Origin of the sequence: Sphingomonas sp. BE138 (assembly GCF_031456125.1) — a bacterium.
Taxonomy (GTDB): Bacteria; Pseudomonadota; Alphaproteobacteria; order Sphingomonadales; family Sphingomonadaceae; genus Sphingomonas.
In genome coordinates this window covers 63,730-80,037 of record NZ_JAVDUC010000005.1, presented here as the reverse complement: position 1 = coordinate 80,037, position 16,308 = coordinate 63,730, and the positions used below count along the sequence as shown (strand labels likewise).

The 16,308-nt window shown below is 70.4% G+C and carries 12 protein-coding genes; 6 read left to right on the top strand and 6 right to left on the bottom strand.

Annotated features, from left to right (window positions below; genetic code table 11):
* Positions 1-21 precede the first annotated feature (21 nt).
* Together J2Y58_RS08590 and J2Y58_RS08585 are read right to left on the bottom strand one after the other, a co-directional pair.
* A complete protein-coding gene (locus J2Y58_RS08590) occupies positions 22-477 on the bottom strand; it encodes a BLUF domain-containing protein (RefSeq protein WP_310101541.1) in 456 nt (151 codons plus the stop codon).
* Between the two features lie 66 nt (positions 478-543).
* The gene (locus tag J2Y58_RS08585) at positions 544-3,885 is read right to left on the bottom strand and encodes an error-prone DNA polymerase (RefSeq protein WP_310101538.1); all 3,342 of its coding nucleotides are present in this window, start codon (positions 3,883-3,885) and stop codon (positions 544-546) included.
* A gap of 41 nt (positions 3,886-3,926) precedes the next feature.
* Between J2Y58_RS08585 and J2Y58_RS08580 the strand changes: the two genes are divergently transcribed.
* Together J2Y58_RS08580 and J2Y58_RS08575 are read left to right on the top strand one after the other, a co-directional pair.
* Entirely contained in the window at positions 3,927-4,217 is a 291-nt protein-coding gene (locus J2Y58_RS08580) for a prevent-host-death protein (protein WP_310101535.1), read from the top strand.
* Positions 4,214-4,618: a type II toxin-antitoxin system VapC family toxin gene (locus tag J2Y58_RS08575; protein WP_310101530.1), complete on the top strand. Its 405-nt coding sequence runs from the start codon at positions 4,214-4,216 to the stop codon at positions 4,616-4,618. The genes J2Y58_RS08580 and J2Y58_RS08575 overlap by 4 nt, the downstream gene beginning before the upstream one ends.
* A 1-nt stretch (position 4,619) precedes the next feature.
* On the opposite strand, the gene J2Y58_RS08570 is transcribed toward J2Y58_RS08575, so the two are convergent.
* Positions 4,620-6,926, bottom strand: coding sequence for a DNA polymerase Y family protein (locus tag J2Y58_RS08570; RefSeq protein ID WP_310101527.1), 2,307 nt, complete (start codon positions 6,924-6,926; stop codon positions 4,620-4,622).
* Positions 6,841-7,590, bottom strand: coding sequence for a protein ImuA (locus tag J2Y58_RS08565; protein ID WP_310101521.1), 750 nt, complete (start codon positions 7,588-7,590; stop codon positions 6,841-6,843). The genes J2Y58_RS08570 and J2Y58_RS08565 overlap by 86 nt, the downstream gene beginning before the upstream one ends.
* A 197-nt stretch (positions 7,591-7,787) precedes the next feature.
* Here J2Y58_RS08565 and J2Y58_RS08560 point away from each other — a divergent pair, with 197 nt between their 5' ends.
* From J2Y58_RS08560 to J2Y58_RS08545, 4 genes are all read left to right on the top strand, one after another.
* Positions 7,788-9,086 carry a 3-methyl-2-oxobutanoate dehydrogenase (2-methylpropanoyl-transferring) subunit alpha gene (locus J2Y58_RS08560; RefSeq protein WP_310101519.1) on the top strand — a complete coding sequence of 433 codons (1,299 nt, stop codon included), beginning with the start codon at positions 7,788-7,790 and terminating at the stop codon, positions 9,084-9,086.
* Between the two features lie 223 nt (positions 9,087-9,309).
* A complete protein-coding gene (locus tag J2Y58_RS08555; RefSeq protein ID WP_310101979.1) occupies positions 9,310-10,314 on the top strand; it encodes an alpha-ketoacid dehydrogenase subunit beta in 1,005 nt (334 codons plus the stop codon).
* 5 nt (positions 10,315-10,319) lie between these two features.
* Positions 10,320-11,711 carry a dihydrolipoamide acetyltransferase family protein gene (locus J2Y58_RS08550; RefSeq protein WP_310101516.1) on the top strand — a complete coding sequence of 464 codons (1,392 nt, stop codon included), beginning with the start codon at positions 10,320-10,322 and terminating at the stop codon, positions 11,709-11,711.
* Positions 11,712-11,729: 18 nt separating this feature from the next.
* A complete protein-coding gene (locus tag J2Y58_RS08545) occupies positions 11,730-12,554 on the top strand; it encodes a hypothetical protein (RefSeq protein ID WP_310101515.1) in 825 nt (274 codons plus the stop codon).
* 3 nt (positions 12,555-12,557) lie between these two features.
* On the opposite strand, the gene J2Y58_RS08540 is transcribed toward J2Y58_RS08545, so the two are convergent.
* Both J2Y58_RS08540 and J2Y58_RS08535 read right to left on the bottom strand, forming a co-directional pair.
* Positions 12,558-14,729 carry a primosomal protein N' gene (locus J2Y58_RS08540; RefSeq protein ID WP_310101513.1) on the bottom strand — a complete coding sequence of 724 codons (2,172 nt, stop codon included), beginning with the start codon at positions 14,727-14,729 and terminating at the stop codon, positions 12,558-12,560.
* 87 nt (positions 14,730-14,816) lie between these two features.
* Positions 14,817-16,265, bottom strand: a complete 1,449-nt coding sequence (locus tag J2Y58_RS08535; protein WP_310101510.1) for a diguanylate cyclase domain-containing protein — start codon at positions 16,263-16,265, stop codon at positions 14,817-14,819.
* Positions 16,266-16,308: the final 43 nt, after the last annotated feature.

The following is a 16,308-nucleotide window of genomic DNA, read 5'->3' as shown; positions in this document are numbered from 1 at the left end:
TCCGCCGCGTCAGATCGCGGCTTATCCGTCGGCGGGGGGCGCTCCGTCGCGCGTGCGCAGCTCGGGGCGGCCGAGCATCGCGAAGCCGAGGAACGCGGCGATCACCCGGTGGTCGTCGACATGCGCCAGCAGCTGCTTGACGTCGGTCAGGAAGGCGCGCGCGCCGCCGGTGTCGCGGACGCGGCGCACGTCCATGGCCCAGCCGCCGAACTGCCGCGCGATCACGTCGCGGCGTTCGACATAGGCGATCGAATCGTGGCGAGGATCGCGCGCGATCCGCATCATCAGGTGGTCGAGCGTGGCGCGGGCGCCTTCGAGCGCCTGGATGAAGCGGGCACCGTCGTGGAGCAGGAGCCCGGTGACGTCGCGGCGCGCGTTGGAAGCGGCGGCGGTGCGCGCCAGCTGATCCAGCTCGGCATTGTCGAGCGGGCGGGTGGCGCGGCTGATATACACCAGTTGATAGACGTCTTCGGTCATCAGGCCGGTGATGACGCATATTGGCCAGGTCGTCAGTGCCGGAACTTTACAAATCGCTGATCTGAGTCAGTGGAAGTCGTGGCTTTGCACCGGAAGATCGTCGTCACGCCGGTCGCGGAAATGATAGTCGGAGCGCGGGCGGACCTTCCAGCCCGGATCCCCGCGGTCGGGCGCACCGGGATGCGTCGCACCGTCGCCGCGCGCGACCAGGCGCGGCAGATCGACATCGCCGACCGCGCGCAGCATCGCGGTGAGATCGGTCACGCGCTCGACGATGACGTGGACCACCTCGCCCTCGACTTGGACGTGCCCTTTCAGGCTGACCATCGCCGACGACATCACCGTGCGGCGCTGCGCCTCGAACCGGTCGGGCCACAGGATGCCGTTGGCGACGCCGGTCTCGTCCTCGACCGTGATGAACAGCACGCCCTTCGCCGAGCCGGGGCGCTGCCGGACGAGGATGATGCCGGCGACCTCGATCGTCCGGCCGTCGTGGCGCTTGAGATCGGCGCAGCGCGTCATGCGGCGGTCGTCGAGTTGCGGGCGGAGGAAGTGCAGCGGATGCGCGCGCAACGACAATTGCGTGGCGCGGTAATCCTCCACGACCTCGCGCCCCTCCGTCAGGCGGGTGAGCGTGACGGGTTCCTCGCGGCGTTCCAGCCCGGCGAGCAGCGGCAGCGGTGCCTCGCCGAGCCCGCGGATCGCCCATAGCGCCTGCCGCCGGTCGAGCCCGAGCGCGTGGAAGGCATCGGCGCGCGCCAGCTTCTCGAGCGTGGCGAGCGGGACGCCCGAGCGGCGCCAGAGATCCTCGACCGACCGGAACGGCGCATGCGCGCGGGCGGTGAGGATGCGGCCGGCGTCCGCGCCGGACAGGCCGGCGACCACGCGCAGGCCGAGGCGGAGCGCGTGGCGCTTTTTGGCCCGCTCCCCGGCGGGTGGGGGGGCGCCACGGACGGTGGCGCTTGTGGCGGCCCTCCACCCAACCCTCCCCCCGGATGGGGGAGGGCTAGCGGGCTCCACCAGCGTCGTATCCCATTCGCTGTCCAGCACGCACACCGCGCGGATCTCGACGCCGTGTTCGCGCGCGTCGCGGACGATCTGTGCGGGGGCGTAGAAGCCCATCGGCTGCGCGTTGAGCAATGCGGCGCAGAATACGTCGGGATGGTGGCATTTCATCCATGACGAGGCGTAGGCGATCTTCGCGAAGCTGGCGGCGTGGCTTTCGGGGAAGCCGTAGCTGCCGAAGCCCTCGATCTGTGCGACCAGCCGTTCGGCGAACGCATCGGTGATGCCGTTGCGGCGCATCCCCGCGATCAGGCGCTCGCGAAAATGCCCGACCCCGCCGGTCAGCTTGAAGGTGGCCATCGCGCGGCGCAGCTGGTCGGCCTCGCCCGGCGTGAAGCCCGCGCCCAGGATCGCGACCTGCATCGCCTGTTCCTGGAACAGCGGCACGCCGAGCGTCTTCCTCAGCACCGCCTCCAGCGCGGGGCTGGGATATTCGATCGGCGCCTTCTGCTCGCGCCGCTTCAGATAGGGGTGGACCATGTTGCCCTGGATCGGTCCCGGGCGGACGATCGCGACCTGGATCGCGATGTCGTAGAATTCCTTCGGCTTCATGCGCGGCAACATGCTCATCTGCGCGCGGCTCTCGATCTGGAAGACGCCGAGCGTATCGGCCTTTTGGATCATCGCGAAGGTGGCCGGATCGTCGTCCTGCAACGCCGGGCTGGCGAGTGTCAGGTCGAGGTTCTTGTGTTCGAGCAGCAGGTCGAACGCGCGGCGCATGCAGCCGAGCATCCCGAGCCCGAGAATGTCGACCTTCATGAAGCCGAGCAGCTCGATATCGTCCTTTTCCCATTCGATGACGCGGCGGTTCTCCATCGCGGCGGGTTCGATCGGCACCAGTTCGTACAGCGGCGCGCGCGTCAGCACGAAGCCGCCGGGGTGCTGCGACAGATGCCGCGGCGCGCCGATCAGCTGCCTGGCAAGGTCGAGCGCGAGTGCGAGCCGCGGCTCGCTTGCGTCGAGGTTCAGCGCCTCGACATGCGCGGTCGGCACGCCTTCGTTCGACCAGCCCCACACCTGGCTGGCGAGCGCACCGGTCATGTCCTCCGGCAGCCCCAGCACCTTGCCGACTTCGCGGATCGCGCCGCGCGTGCGGAAGCGGCTGACCACCGCGGTCAGCGCGGCATGGTCGTGGCCGTAGGTTTCGTAGATCCACTGGATCACTTCCTCGCGACGCTCGTGCTCGAAATCGATGTCGATGTCGGGCGGCTCGGCGCGCTCCTCGGAGATGAAGCGCTCGAACAGCAACTGGTGCTTGATCGGGTCGATCGAGGTGATGCCGAGCACGAAGCAGATGATCGAATTGGCGGCGCTGCCGCGGCCCTGGCACAGGATATGCTGCCCGCGCGCGAAGCTGACGATCGAATAGACGGTCAGGAAATAGGCGGCATAGTTCATCTTCTCGACCAGCGAGAGTTCGTGCTCCAGCATCTTGGCGTAGTCGGCGGGCGGTACGCCGTCGAAATGACGCGACAGCGCGTCGCGCGCCAGCTTCGCCAGCGCGTCCTGCGGCGTGCGCCCGGTCATCACGCGTTCCTCGGGATATTGATAGTCGAGTTCGCGCAGGGAAAAGGTGCAGCGCTCGACGATCGCCGCCGAGGCCGCCAGCGCATCGGGGTGGTTCTCGAACAGCCGCGCCATTTCCTCGGGGGGTTTCAGGTGGCGGTCGGCGCTGCGGGTGCGGCGCAGCCCCAGTTCGTCGATCGTGCATTTCTCGCGGATCGCGGTGACGACGTCGTGGAGCATGCGCTTGTCGGGGGCGTGGTACAGCACGTCGCCGGTGGCGAGCGGGGTCAGCCCGTGCGCGCGCGCGGCGGCGGCGAGGTCGTGGAGGCGCAGCGCCTCGCCCGGGCGGCGGTAATGCGTCAGGCAGACATGGCCGTCGGCGCCGAACACGTCGGCCATCCAGCGGCACGCGTCGCGGTCGACCTGCGCCCCCGGTACCAGCGCCGCGACGAGCCCGGCGGCGTGGGCGGCGATATCCTCCCAATGGAGGAAGCAGCGGCCCTTTTCGCCGCGTTGCGCATCCGCGCGCGCCTTGCCGCGGCTGAGCAACGTGGTGAGCCGCGACCAGGCGGCGCGATCCTCGGGCCAGACCAGGAGCGAGGTGCCGTCGACCAGGTCGAGCCGGCAGCCCGGAACGGCGCGGATGGTGACGCCGCTTTCCTTGCGAAGCTGATCGGTGGCGTAGAGGGCGCGGACCAGCCCGGCGACCGAGTTGTGATCGACGATGCCGAGCGCGGGCATCCCCATCAGCGCGGCGGTGGCGAACAATTCCTCGCACGACGAGGCGCCGCGCAGGAACGAGTAATGCGTGGTGACCTGAAGCTCGCTGTACGTCACGGGGCGAAATGACTATATGAGTTGGTCGATTGGAGGCGCGCATGGGCAAGATGGTCGGCATCAGCGAGTTCAAGACGAAATGCATCGCCTTGCTCGAGGAAATGGAGCGTAGCGGCGAGCCGCTGACCATTACGCGGCGCGGCAAGCCGTCGCTGACGCTGAGCGCGCGCGAGGCGGTGACACAGCGCCCGAAGCTGTTCGGGAGCATGAAGGGAACGGTGACGGTTCACGGCGACATCGTCGGGCCGGTCGATCCCGACTGGGAGGTGAAGTGGAACGCCAAGTGGGACGAGCGCGGCTTTCCGGTGCGCACTGCCGATGAAGCGTCATGATCCTGCTCGATACGCATGTGCTGATCTGGGCCGTCGACGACGATCCGAAGCTGGGCGCCCGCGCGCGCGCGATCATCGAAGCCGACGACGACCGGCGCGTATCGACGATGGTGGCGTGGGAACTCGCGATGCTGGCGAGACAGGAGCGGTTGAGCTTTGCGATGACGCTGGACGCATGGCTGGAGCGCAGCCTGCGCAATCTCGAAGCGCATGACGTACCGGTGACGCGCGCGATCGCCCGTGGTGCGGGCGGGTTGGCGGGGGGGCTCCACGGCGACCCGTGCGATCGCATCATGGTCGCTACCGCGCGCCATCTGGGATGCGTGCTGCTGACCGCCGACGAAAAGATCCTGCGCTATGCCGCTGCGGGGCACGTGAACGCGGTCGACGCGCGCGATTGAGTCAGCCGAACGTGCCATGGACGTACCACGACAGGTCGCCGGTGACGCTGCGTTGCGCGTCGCCGCGGCGGAACAGCCAGAAGCGGCGGCCCTCGTCGTCCTCGACCTGGAAATAGTCGCGCACCGAGTCGCGTTCGGCGACGCGGCGCCACCATTCGCCGGTGATCCGTTCCGGCCCGTCGCCGCGCACGATGCGGTGGGTGATGCCGCGCCAGGTGAAGCGGCGCGGCCAGCGGTCGGGCAGTTCCGCGATGACGTTGTCGACCGGCTCGGGACGGCGCAGCAGCCGCGCCGGGCGCGGCCAGCGCGGGTGCCACGGATGGTCGTGCCCGCGCGCATCCAGCCGCCGCACGTCGTCGCGCGCCAGTTCGGGCGCGGCGCGCGCGGGCGGGTCGAGCGCCGCCGTGCCGCCGACCGAGCGTTCGGGAACGTCGCTTTCGACCGCGCGCGCGCGCCATAGCCGCCGCGCGCCGATGCGGTTGACGATCGCATCGACCAGGATTGCGAGATCGGGGCGTTCCCCATCGGCCAGGTCGCCCTCCAGCGCCTCGGCCCCCAGCGGGTCGGCGCGGTGGACGTGGAGTGCCAGCGCCTCGATCCCGAAGCCGGGGTCGAGCCGCTCGATGCGGCGCAGCAGCAGCCGCAGCATATGGTCGGGGGCGCGGGTCGGGCGCGCGAAGCCGACGCGTACCACCTGCACCGCGGCGTCGATGCGCGTCGCCGCCAGCAGCAGCACGCGCGCGCCGCGCCCGGCGCGCGCCAGCTCGTCCGTCAGCCGCGTCACCAGCTGCGCGATCCAGTGCGCGATCGGCTCGGCGGTCAGCAGCGGTTCGGCGAAGCGCTGCTCCACCGAGATCGCGACCGGCGGCGTCACGGGGTCGAGCGGCTCGGCGGCACGCCCGCTCGCCTGGTCGAGGCGCAGCGGCACCGCGCGGCCGAAGCGGCGCGCGAGCGGCGCGCGGGGGAGGGCGGCGAGTTGCCCGACGGTGTCGATGCCGAGCCGGCGCAGCAGCTCCAGCGCATGGCCGTCGATACGCAGCGCGGCGGCGGGCAAAGGCGCGAGCGCGTCGAGCGGGGCGCCAGGCGGCAGGATCGTCACCCGCTGTGCCGCATGATGCGCGCAGGCCCAGGCCATGCCGGTGGTATCGGCGATCGCGATCCGCGCGGTGATGCCGATCCGCGCGAGCAGCCGCACGATCCGCGCCGCCATCCGCGCCTCGCCGCCGTGCAGGTGCGCCACCCCGGTGAGATCGAGGAACAGCGACTGCGCATCGGCGATCGCGACGCTTGGGCTCCAGCGCCGCGCGAGCGCCACGGCCAGCCGGTGCAGGTCGCGCGCGTCGCCGTCCGGGTCGGCGTCGCGCACGACCACCTCGGGCGAGGCGGCGCGCACCTGCGTCAGCGCCATGCCCGGCGCGATGCCGAGCGCGCGTGCGGCCGCGGAGACGGCGGCGATCTCGATCCGGCTGCCGGTCTTCTGCACGGTGACGAGCGGCGGGGCGCTGTCCTGCGCGGGCGCTGGCGGCGGCACGGCGTCGCGGCAGACGCGCGCGACGGTGCCGGCGGTGCTGCGCCCGGTGTCGAAGAAGGGGGCGACACCGGGTACGCTCGCGCCGGCATCGTTCGAGCCGCGGCGTCCCCCCGGATGCGGACCATCGCCGGGGTAGCGGATCGCGGGCATCGCGTTCCAGGCGGCGGACGTCGCCACTCCGGTCTTGTGCGTCACCCCGGCGGAAGCCGGGGTCTGCGAGGGGTGAGCGTCCCGCGCTTGCCGGGAGAGATCCTGGCTTTCGCTGGGGTGACGGGTGAGGTGATGACGATGGCGGGTGTCCTTGTCGCGCACGCCCTCGCCATGCGCGCGCACCGCGACCATCGCCGGCTCCACCCAGCCGCTCGCCTTCCCGCCGTCATCGCCGGGCAGGTATTTATATGGATGCGCCGCGGCCTCGCTGCGGCGGCCCATCTCGCGCATCGGCGGGCGCTGGTGCGCGGGAATGGCGGCGACGCGGCGCGCGACATCGGCGCGGGTTTCGCCCGCCCAGCACGCCTCGGCGCCGCCGGTCGCCTCGTCCACCCCGGCGAGCGGTGCGAAAACGGCATCGTCGCGCGCCCAGCGCGCGCCGGGGCGCCAGCCGCTGTTGCGCGGCGCGTCGCAGGCCTTGCCGCCCTGTTCGGCATCGCTCGCCGCCTTGATCGCGGCGAGGTCGAGCGCGACGCGCCGCTCAGGCGGCGGCGCGAGTGCGGGCTCGGCCCGCCGCAGCCGGTCGATCGACCAGTCGGGCAGGTAGAGCGAGGCGACCCGTTTCATCGCATGCCTCCACGATCGTCTGAAAAGCTTCGCCGCCACGCTGCCGCACCAGCGATACGTCCCAGCGCGCACGACCGATGCCGGCGACCGGCAGCGGTGCGGACGGCGCCGACGCCACGCGCCAGCGCGTCACCGCCGCGGAGGGGACCGCGAGCGGATCGGCACCCTCCCGCGCATGACGCTTCATCAGCAGCGCGATCGTTCGCCCGCCCTCCGCCGCGAGTTGCAGCCGCCGCGTCGAGGCCATCGCCGCACGGCTCGTCTCGCCGATCACGGCGCCGAGTGCGCGGTGGCGCAGCCCTTCCTCCATCAGCGCCAGCACCTCGGCATCGTCGGCCGCCTCGGCATAGAGGACCCGTTCGGGGGCGAGCCCCGACTGGTAGAGGCCGGGCGCGAACAGGTCGCGCCGTCGCACCACCCACAGCACCGGACCCCAGGCGCGCGCGGCGATCCCGGCGAGGAACAGGGTGGCCGAGGCGTCATCGCCCATCGACGGCGTCGCCGCCGCCACCTCGTGCAGCGCATCGAGCCGCAGACCGGTGTTGGCCAGACGCGCATCGATCTCGCCGATGCCGAACGGCAGCACCGGGCGGCGGCGATGGCCGTCGCCTTCGATGGCGCGGAGCGTGTCGCGCAGGGATTGGAGGACGCTCGACTCGGGCACAGCAGGTACGACTCCGCGATGGGAATATCGTTCCTTTTTTGTTCTCTTCGGCCGGTTCGAGTCAATCCCCTGATACGCCCCGGAAAATGGTATCTCCAGCATCGATCTTGCGGAAAACGCTTTTCCGGCGCTTGAAACAATATTACAAGCGGCTGAAACGGCGCTGCGTAACGGCGGCGCGTGATGGAGAGTGAGACGTGGCCGACGATCCCGGCAATCCGCGCCTGCGCGGCAACCTGCCGCCGCTTTCGCTGCATGTGCCCGAGCCGAAATTCCGGCCCGGCGATGCGGTCGATTTCGCCGATGTCGACGTGCCTGCGGCGGGTGCCGCGCGCCGCCCCGATACCGCCGAGGCCGCCAGCGGCTTCACCGACCTTGCCTATACGATGGTGCGCGTCCTGGACGAGCAGAACCAGGCAGTCGGCCCGTGGAATCCGCGCCTGTCGCCCGACACGCTGCGACGGATGCTGCGCCACATGGCGACCGTACGCGCGTTCGACGAACGGATGTTCCGTGCGCAGCGCCAGGGCAAGACCAGCTTCTACATGAAGTCGCTGGGCGAGGAGGCGGTGGCGGTCGCCGCCGCGCACGCGCTGGATGCCGACGACATGTGCTTCCCCTCCTATCGCCAGCAGGGGCTGTTGATCGCGCGGGGGTGCCCGATGGTCGACATGATGAACCAGATCTATTCGAACACCGGCGACAAGCTGCAGGGCAAGCAGCTGCCGATCATGTACTCGGAGAAGCGCTTCGGCTTCTTCTCGATCTCGGGCAACCTGACCACGCAATATCCGCAGGCGGTCGGCTGGGCGATGGCCTCGGCATCGAAGGGCGATACGCGGATCGCGGCGACCTGGTGCGGGGAGGGGAGCACCGCGGAGGGCGACTTCCATTCCGCGCTGACCTTCGCGACCGTCTACCGCGCGCCGGTGATCTTCAACGTCGTCAACAACCAATGGGCGATTTCGAGCTTCTCGGGGTTCGCGGGCGCGGAGGCGACCACCTTCGCCGCGCGCGCGGTCGGTTATGGCATCGCGGGGCTGCGCGTCGACGGCAACGACGCGCTGGCGGTCTATGCCGCGACCGCCTGGGCCGCGGAGCGCGCGCGCACCAATGCCGGGCCGACGCTGATCGAGCATTTCACCTATCGCGCGGAGGGGCATTCGACCTCCGACGACCCGACGCAATATCGCTCGGCGGGCGAGCCGACCGCGTGGCCGCTGGGCGATCCGATCCGCCGGCTGAAGGATCATCTGGTCGCGATCGGCGAATGGGACGAGGCGCGGCAGGAGGCGATGGACCGCGAGGTCGCCGAGGAGGTGAAGGCGGCGCAGAAGGAGGCCGAGAAGAACGGCATCCTGGGACACGGCCTGCACCAGCCGCTCGACAGCCTGTTCGACGGCGTGTTCGAGGAAATGCCGTGGCATCTGCGCGAGCAGCGCCAGATGATGATCGACGAGGAAGAGGCGAGCGGGCGGCCGTGGGCGCGCAAGTGAGGACGCTTTTCCCCGCGCGCTTCGTCATTCCCGCCCTTCGGCTGCCTGCAAGGCAGGCGCTCAGGATAAACTTTGGCCGCAGGCCAAAGCCGGGGATCCAGACGCGCAGGTCGTCGCAAGGGCCGCAAGGTCAGAGGTTATGGATTCCCGCCTGCGCGGGAATGACGGAGTTTGTGTGGTGACGGACACGCTGCAACAACCGGTGGACGACACCACCACCCGCATGAACATGATCCAGGCGATCAATTCCGCGATGGACGTGACGATGGCGCGCGATCCGTCGATCGTCGTCATGGGTGAGGACGTCGGGTATTTCGGCGGCGTCTTCCGCGCAACCGCGGGGTTGCAGAAGAAATACGGCAAGACCCGCGTCTTCGACACGCCGATCACCGAATGCGGCATCATCGGCGTCGCGGTGGGGATGGGTGCCTATGGCCTGCGCCCGGTGCCGGAGATCCAGTTCGCCGACTATATCTACCCCGCGCTCGACCAGCTGGTCAGCGAGGCGGCGCGGCTGCGCTATCGCTCGGGCGGCGAGTTCACCGCGCCGCTGACGGTCCGCTCGCCGTTCGGCGGCGGCATCTTCGGCGGGCAGACGCACTCGCAATCGCCGGAAGGAATCTTCACGCACGTCTCGGGCGTGAAGACCGTCATTCCCTCGACCCCCTACGACGCCAAGGGGCTGCTGATCGCCGCGATCGAGGACAACGACCCGGTCATCTTCTTCGAGCCGAAGCGCATCTACAACGGCCCGTTCAACGGCCATTGGGACCGCCCGGCGGAGAATTGGTCCAAGCATCCCGGCGGCGAGGTACCCACCGGCTATTACAAGATCCCGCTGGGCAAGGCGAACGTGGTGCGCGCGGGCGAGGCGGTGACGATGCTCGCCTACGGCACGATGGTGCACGTCTGCGCGCAGGTGGTCGCCGATACCGGGGTCGATGCCGAGATCGTCGACCTGCGCACGCTGGTCCCGCTGGATATCGAGACGATCGAGGCGAGCGTGCGGAAGACCGGGCGCTGCATGATCGTCCACGAGGCGACGCGCACCGCCGGGTTCGGCGCGGAGCTGGCTGCGCTGGTGCAGGAGCGGTGCTTCTACCACCTGGAGGCGCCGGTCGAACGCGTCACCGGTTTCGACACGCCCTACCCGCACAGCCTGGAATGGGCCTATTTCCCCGGACCGGTGCGGATCGGCCAGGCGCTCAAGAAAATCCTGAAGGACTAAGGCAGATGGCGCGTTTCACCTTCAAGCTGCCGGACATCGGCGAAGGCATTTCCGAAGCCGAGATCGTCGCGTGGCACGTGGCGGTCGGCGACCGCGTCGAGGAGGACCAGAGCCTCGCCGACATGATGACCGACAAGGCGACGGTCGAGATGGAATCGCCGGTCGCGGGCGTCGTGGTCGAGATTGCGGGCGAGGTCGGCGACCAGGTCTCGATCGGCGCGCCACTGGTGGTGATCGAGACCGAGGGCGAGGGCGAGGTCGCTTCGCCCGCCACCGAGGGAGCGACGCTGGAGGCGGAGAACCCGGGGGTTGAGGAGGTTGCTGATAAGCCCTCTCCCCCGCGGGGAGAGGGTTTGGGTGAGGGGCCGGTGTCTCACGGAGAGGGCGGGGCCGGTGAGACCCCGGCCCCTCACCCCGACCAGCATCGGGTTGATCGCGCCCAGCGCGATCAAGGTCATGCCGGGGGCATGACCGACCCGCTGCTCCCCGCAGGGGAGAGGGAGCAGCGCGCCGATCACGCTCCCGTCCTCGCCTCGCCCGCCGTCCGCGCCCGTGCGCGCGACCTCAACGTCGACCTCTCGGCGATCCGCGTCCCCGACGGCGAGCGCATCCGCCACGCCGATCTCGATGCCTATCTCCGCTACAACGCCGCCCAGGGCTATCACGCCCCCCACGCCAACCGCGCGCGCGGGGACGAGCAGGTGCGCGTCATCGGGATGCGCCGCCGCATCGCGGAGAACATGGCCGCGTCGAAGCGCAACATCCCGCACTTCACCTATGTCGACGAGATCGACGTCACCGCGCTGGAGGACATGCGCGCGGACCTGAATGCGAACCGTGGCGAGCGGCCCAAGCTGACGCTGCTCCCGCTGCTGATCGTCGCGATGTGCCGCACGCTGCCGGACTTCCCGATGCTCAACGCGCGCTACGACGACGAGGCGGGGATCGTGACGCGCTCGGGGCGCGTCCATGTCGGCATGGCGGCGCAGACCGACGCCGGGCTGACCGTCCCCGTCATCCGCGATGCGCAGGACCGCAACGTCTGGCAGCTCGCCACCGAAATCGCGCGGCTGGCGAATGCCGCGCGTGCGGGCAAGCTGACCCCGCAGGAATTGGGCGGGGGCACGATCACCGTCACCTCGCTGGGGCCGCTCGGCGGGATCGCGACGACGCCGGTCATCAACCGGCCGGAAGTGGCGATCATCGGGCCGAACAAGATCGTCGAACGACCCGTCTTCCGGCCAAATGGGAAGGGGGGCGACGACATCGTGCGCGCCAAGCTGATGAACCTGTCGATCAGCTGCGACCACCGCGTCGTCGATGGCTGGGATGCGGCGAGCTACGTGCAGGCGCTGAAGAAATATCTCGAAACGCCGGTGCTGCTCTTCGCCGATTGAGCCGCTACTAAGGGGGGCATGCACCTCGACCTGATCCAGTCGCTGAGCCTGTGCGGCGATAGCGCCACGCCCAACGACGATCGCGCCGGCAGCAGCGCGCGGCACGCGTGGGTGATCGACGGCGCCACCGATCTGTCGCCGCCGGGGCTGCTGGGTGCGTGCGGCGGGGCGGCATGGCTGGCCGCGACCGCCGATGCCGCGTTCGCGGGCGGGGCGGCGGACGACCTGCGCGGCACCTGCGTGCAGGTCTTTGCGGCGGTGGCGGCGCGCTATGCGGCGGAGCGGCGGCGGGAACCCGAGGGCGCGTGGGAGCTGCCGCGCGCATCGTGGGCGGCGGTGCAGATCGTCGGCGAGGCGCTGCAGGTGGCCTGGGCGGGCGATTGCGCGGTGCTGCGCCTGAGCGACGGCGTGGTGTCGTGGTGCACGCCCGCGCCGGACCGGGCGCGCGAGAGTGCGCAGGCCGCGGCGCTGGGGCCGGGGGTCGGCGCGACGAAGCTGCGTACCCCGGCGGTGCTGGCGGATCGCCGTGCGGCGCGCTCGCGCGCCGGACAGCGCGTGATGAGTGTCGATGCGGCCGAGAGTGCGGCGGTGATGGACGATGCGCGCATCGCGGCGGCGGCGGATGACGAATTGCTGCTGATGACCGACGGCATGGCGGCGCTGGTCGATTCCTACGCCGCCTATGATGCGACCGCGCTGTTCGCCGCGGTCCGCACGCGCGGGCTCGCGGCGCTCGGTGCCGAGCTGCGCGCGATCGAGCAGGAGGATGCCGCCTGCACCCGCTTCCCGCGCTTCAAGGCCAGCGACGATGCGACCGCCCTGTGGGTGCGGGTTGGAGCGTAACCGTCAGAGGAAGCTGTACGGATCGACGTCGACCGCGACGCGTACCTTCGCAGGCCATTCCACCCCGCCCAGCCAGTCGCGGATCACGTCCTGCACGTCGAGCGCGCGCCGCGCGTGCACCAGCAGGCGGAAGCGATGCCGCCCGCGCAGCATGGCCAGAGGAGCAGGGGCAGGGCCGTAGACCTCCATGCCGTCGACGCGCGGTGCGGCGCGGCCGATCGCGCGCGCGGTCTCGTGCGCGGCGGCCTGATCCTCGCTCGACACGATGATCGCGGCATAGCGGCCGAACGGCGGCGCGCCGGCATCCTCACGCGCTTCGGTCTCGGCGGCGTAGAAGGCGTCGGCGTCGCCGGTCACCAGCGCCTGCATCACCTGCGCCTTGGGGCTGTGCGTCTGGATGAAGACATGGCCGGGCTTGGCCCCCCGCCCGGCGCGCCCCGACACCTGGCGGATCTGCTGAAAGGTCCGCTCCGCCGCGCGCAGGTCCCCGCCGTCCAGCCCCAGGTCGGCGTCGACCACCCCGACAAGGGTCAGGTTGGGGAAGTGATAGCCCTTGGTCACCAACTGCGTGCCGACGACGATGTCGATGTCGCCCGCCTCCATCCGCGCGACGAACTCGGCGGCCTTGGCGGGGCTCCAGATCGTGTCGGAGGTGACGACGGCGGTGCGCGCCGCGGGGAACAGCGCCGCGACCTCGTCCGCGATCCGCTCGACGCCGGGGCCGCACGCGACCAATGTATCCTCGTTCTGGCATTCGGGGCACAGCCGCGGCACCGGCTCGATATGCCCGCAATGATGGCACGCCAGCCGCCGCGTCAGGCGATGCTCGACCATCCACGCCGTGCAGTTCGGGCATTGGAAGCGATGCCCGCATGTTCGGCAAAGCGTCAGCGGGGCATAGCCGCGGCGGTTGAGGAACAGCAAAGACTGTTCGCGCCGCTCCAGCGCCTCGTCCATCGCCTTCACCAGCCGCGGGCTGATCCAGCGGCCGCGCTCGGGCGGTTCGGCGATCAGGTCGATCGCCTCGATCGTCGGCATCTGCGCCACGCCGAAGCGGCCCGGCAGCTTCACCTCGGCATATTTGCCCAGCGCCACCTGATGCCGCGTCTCGATCGCCGGGGTCGCGCTGGCCAGGATGACCGGGCAGCCCTCGAACAGTCCGCGCATCACCGCGACGTCGCGCGCGTGGTAATGGACGCCGTCCTCCTGCTTGAAGCTGGTTTCATGCGCCTCGTCGACGACGATCAGCCCGAGGCGGGCATAGGGAAGGAACAGCGCCGAGCGCGCGCCGACCGTCACCCGCGCCTCGCCCCCGGCGATCGCGCGCCAGGCGCGGCGACGCTGCGTGGCGCGCAGGCCCGAATGCCACGCAACGGGCTCGCAGCCGAAGCGGTCGTGGAAGCGCTTGAGGAACGGCTCGGTCAGCGCGATTTCGGGAAGGAGGACAAGCACCTGTTTGCCGGAGCGGATCGCCGCGGCTACCGCCTCGAAATAGACCTCGGTCTTGCCCGATCCGGTCACGCCGTCGAGGAGGGTCGGACGGAAGGCGGCGGCCTCAACATCGGCCACCAGCGTGTCCGCGGCGGCGCGCTGGTCGTCGGACAGCGTCGGTGGAGCGTGATCGGGATCGGGGACCGGATACGGGCTGTCGATATCGACCGAAACGCCCTCGATCGCGCCCGCCTTCACCAGCCCGCGGATCACGGCGTCGCTGACGTCGGCGATGTCGGCGAGTTCGCGGATCAGCCCCTGCCGGTCGCCGATCCGCTCCAGGGCCTGTTCGCGCTGCGCAGTCAGCCGTTCGGGCACCGCGCCGGTGGCGCGATATTCGACGACGCTGCGCCCGCCCTCCAGCGCCGCGGTGGAGGACAGCGTCATCCGCACCACCGCCGCCGGCGGCGCGAGATAATAATCGGCGGTCCATTCGATCAGCCGCCGCAGCGGCGCGGCCAGCGGCGGCACGTCGGCGACCGCCAGCAGGTTGCGCAGGCGATTGTCGCCGACTTCGGCATCGGACGGCATCCGCTCCGCCTCCCAAGCGACGCCGAGCAACTGGCGGGGGCCGAGCGGGGCGACCACGACCGAACCGGGCTCGACCGTCATCCCGTGCGGCACCCGGTAATCGAGCGGGCCGAGGGCGGAGTTCAGGACGAGGACGCGCGCGCGGGAAGACATGCCCGCCTCATATGGGACGTGCGCGAGTCGTAGGGAAGTCGCGCCGATGCCGCCGCCGCCGTGCGGCACGGCCCGGCCGACCCCGCGTCAGGCCGCGCGCGGCATCGAGCGGAGACCGACCCGGGCGCGCTTGGCGGCATACAGGATCGCGTCGGCGCGGCGGGCGAAGTCGCGCAGCGAATGGCACTGGTCGTCGATCGCCGCGATCCCGACCGATCCCGCGCTCGACATCCGCACGCCATCGGCCTCGACCGAGACGCGCAGCGCCGCCTCCAGCCGCTCGCGCAGCGCGTCAATGTCGGCGGCGAGCGCCGGGTGCTCGACGATCACCGCGAACTCGTCGCCGCCGATCCGCGCCACCATGCTGTTCATCAGCCACGGTTCGCGCAGCGCCTGGCCGGTCAGGCGCAGGACGTCGTCGCCTGCGCCGTGCCCCAGGGTGTCGTTGATCGCCTTGAAGCCGTCGAGGTCGATCAGCGCGAGGTGGAGCGGGGTGCGGCACGCACGCGCACGGTCCATCGCCTCCTGCAACTCGCGATCGAAGGCGGCGCGGTTGGCGATGCCGGTCAGCGCATCGGTATCCGCCGAGCGGCGCAATTGCTGTTCCAGCGCGTGGCGTTCGGTCACGTCCTGGAACACGCCGACCAGCGCCACCACCCGGCCGTCGACGATTTCCGGATCGGCCATCGCACGGACGCGGCGCAGCCGGCCATCGGCGGTCAGGAAGTCCGTCTCGATCGACAGCGGCTTGCCCTGCGACACGGCATCGTCGAGCGCGGACTGCACCAGCGCACGGCTGTGTTCCGGGTAGAAGGACAGCGCATCGTCGAGCGGCGGCTTGTGACTCCCGACCGGCAGGCCGTGGATGCGATAGACGTTGTCGGACCAGTCGAGCAGGCCGTCGCCGAGCGACAGCCGCCACGATCCGATCGCGGCGATCTGTTCGGCCTGGCGGAAGATCTGGTCCTGCCGGCCGAGCCGGGTGACCAGTTCCTCGCCGGTCGTCGCGATATGGATCGCCTTCAATGCGGTGCGCCGCGCCTCCAGCAGCGCTTCGGCCAGCGTGGCGAGATGCGCGAGCGCCGCCAGTTCGCGTGGATCGGCGTGGCGCGGACGATGATCGACGACGCACAAGGTACCCACCGCGCGGCGAACGCCCTCGGGGTCGGGGACGTGCAGCGGCGCGCCGGCGTAGAAGCGCACCCCGGCGTCGGTCACGAGCCGGCTTTTGCAGAAACGCTCGTCGGCGAGCGTATCGTCGATCACCACCAGGCGATCCTCGACGACGGTGCGGTCGCAGAAGGCGCTGTCGCGGTCGAAGGACATCGCGCCGGGCGTGCTGCGCGCCTTGACGAACAACCGGTCGTGATCGACCAGGTTGAGCAGAGCGGTCGGGCAGCCGAGCAGCTCGGCGGCCAGCGCGACCAGAGCGTCGAATTCCTGTTCGGGCGCGGTGTCGAGCAGCGCGAGCGCCTGAAGCGCCGCTGCGCGGGCTTCCTCGTCATAGCGGCGGCTGGCGGACAGGTCGTTCGTCATGTCGGCGATCATAAGCACGACAATGTTAATTTTGGTTTGCCAA

Bases quoted from the DNA above. Each gene is read 5' to 3' on its own strand.
- J2Y58_RS08590 (WP_310101541.1), bottom strand. From the start codon at position 477: ATGACCGAAGACGTCTATCAACTGGTGTATATCAGCCGCGCCACCCGC.
- J2Y58_RS08580 (WP_310101535.1), top strand. From the start codon at position 3,927: ATGGGCAAGATGGTCGGCATCAGCGAGTTCAAGACGAAATGCATCGCC.
- J2Y58_RS08575 (WP_310101530.1), top strand. From the start codon at position 4,214: ATGATCCTGCTCGATACGCATGTGCTGATCTGGGCCGTCGACGACGAT.
- J2Y58_RS08570 (WP_310101527.1), bottom strand. From the start codon at position 6,926: ATGAAACGGGTCGCCTCGCTCTACCTGCCCGACTGGTCGATCGACCGG.
- J2Y58_RS08555 (WP_310101979.1), top strand. From the start codon at position 9,310: ATGAACATGATCCAGGCGATCAATTCCGCGATGGACGTGACGATGGCG.
- J2Y58_RS08550 (WP_310101516.1), top strand. From the start codon at position 10,320: ATGGCGCGTTTCACCTTCAAGCTGCCGGACATCGGCGAAGGCATTTCC.
- J2Y58_RS08545 (WP_310101515.1), top strand. From the start codon at position 11,730: ATGCACCTCGACCTGATCCAGTCGCTGAGCCTGTGCGGCGATAGCGCC.
- J2Y58_RS08540 (WP_310101513.1), bottom strand. From the start codon at position 14,729: ATGTCTTCCCGCGCGCGCGTCCTCGTCCTGAACTCCGCCCTCGGCCCG.
- J2Y58_RS08535 (WP_310101510.1), bottom strand. From the start codon at position 16,265: ATGACGAACGACCTGTCCGCCAGCCGCCGCTATGACGAGGAAGCCCGC.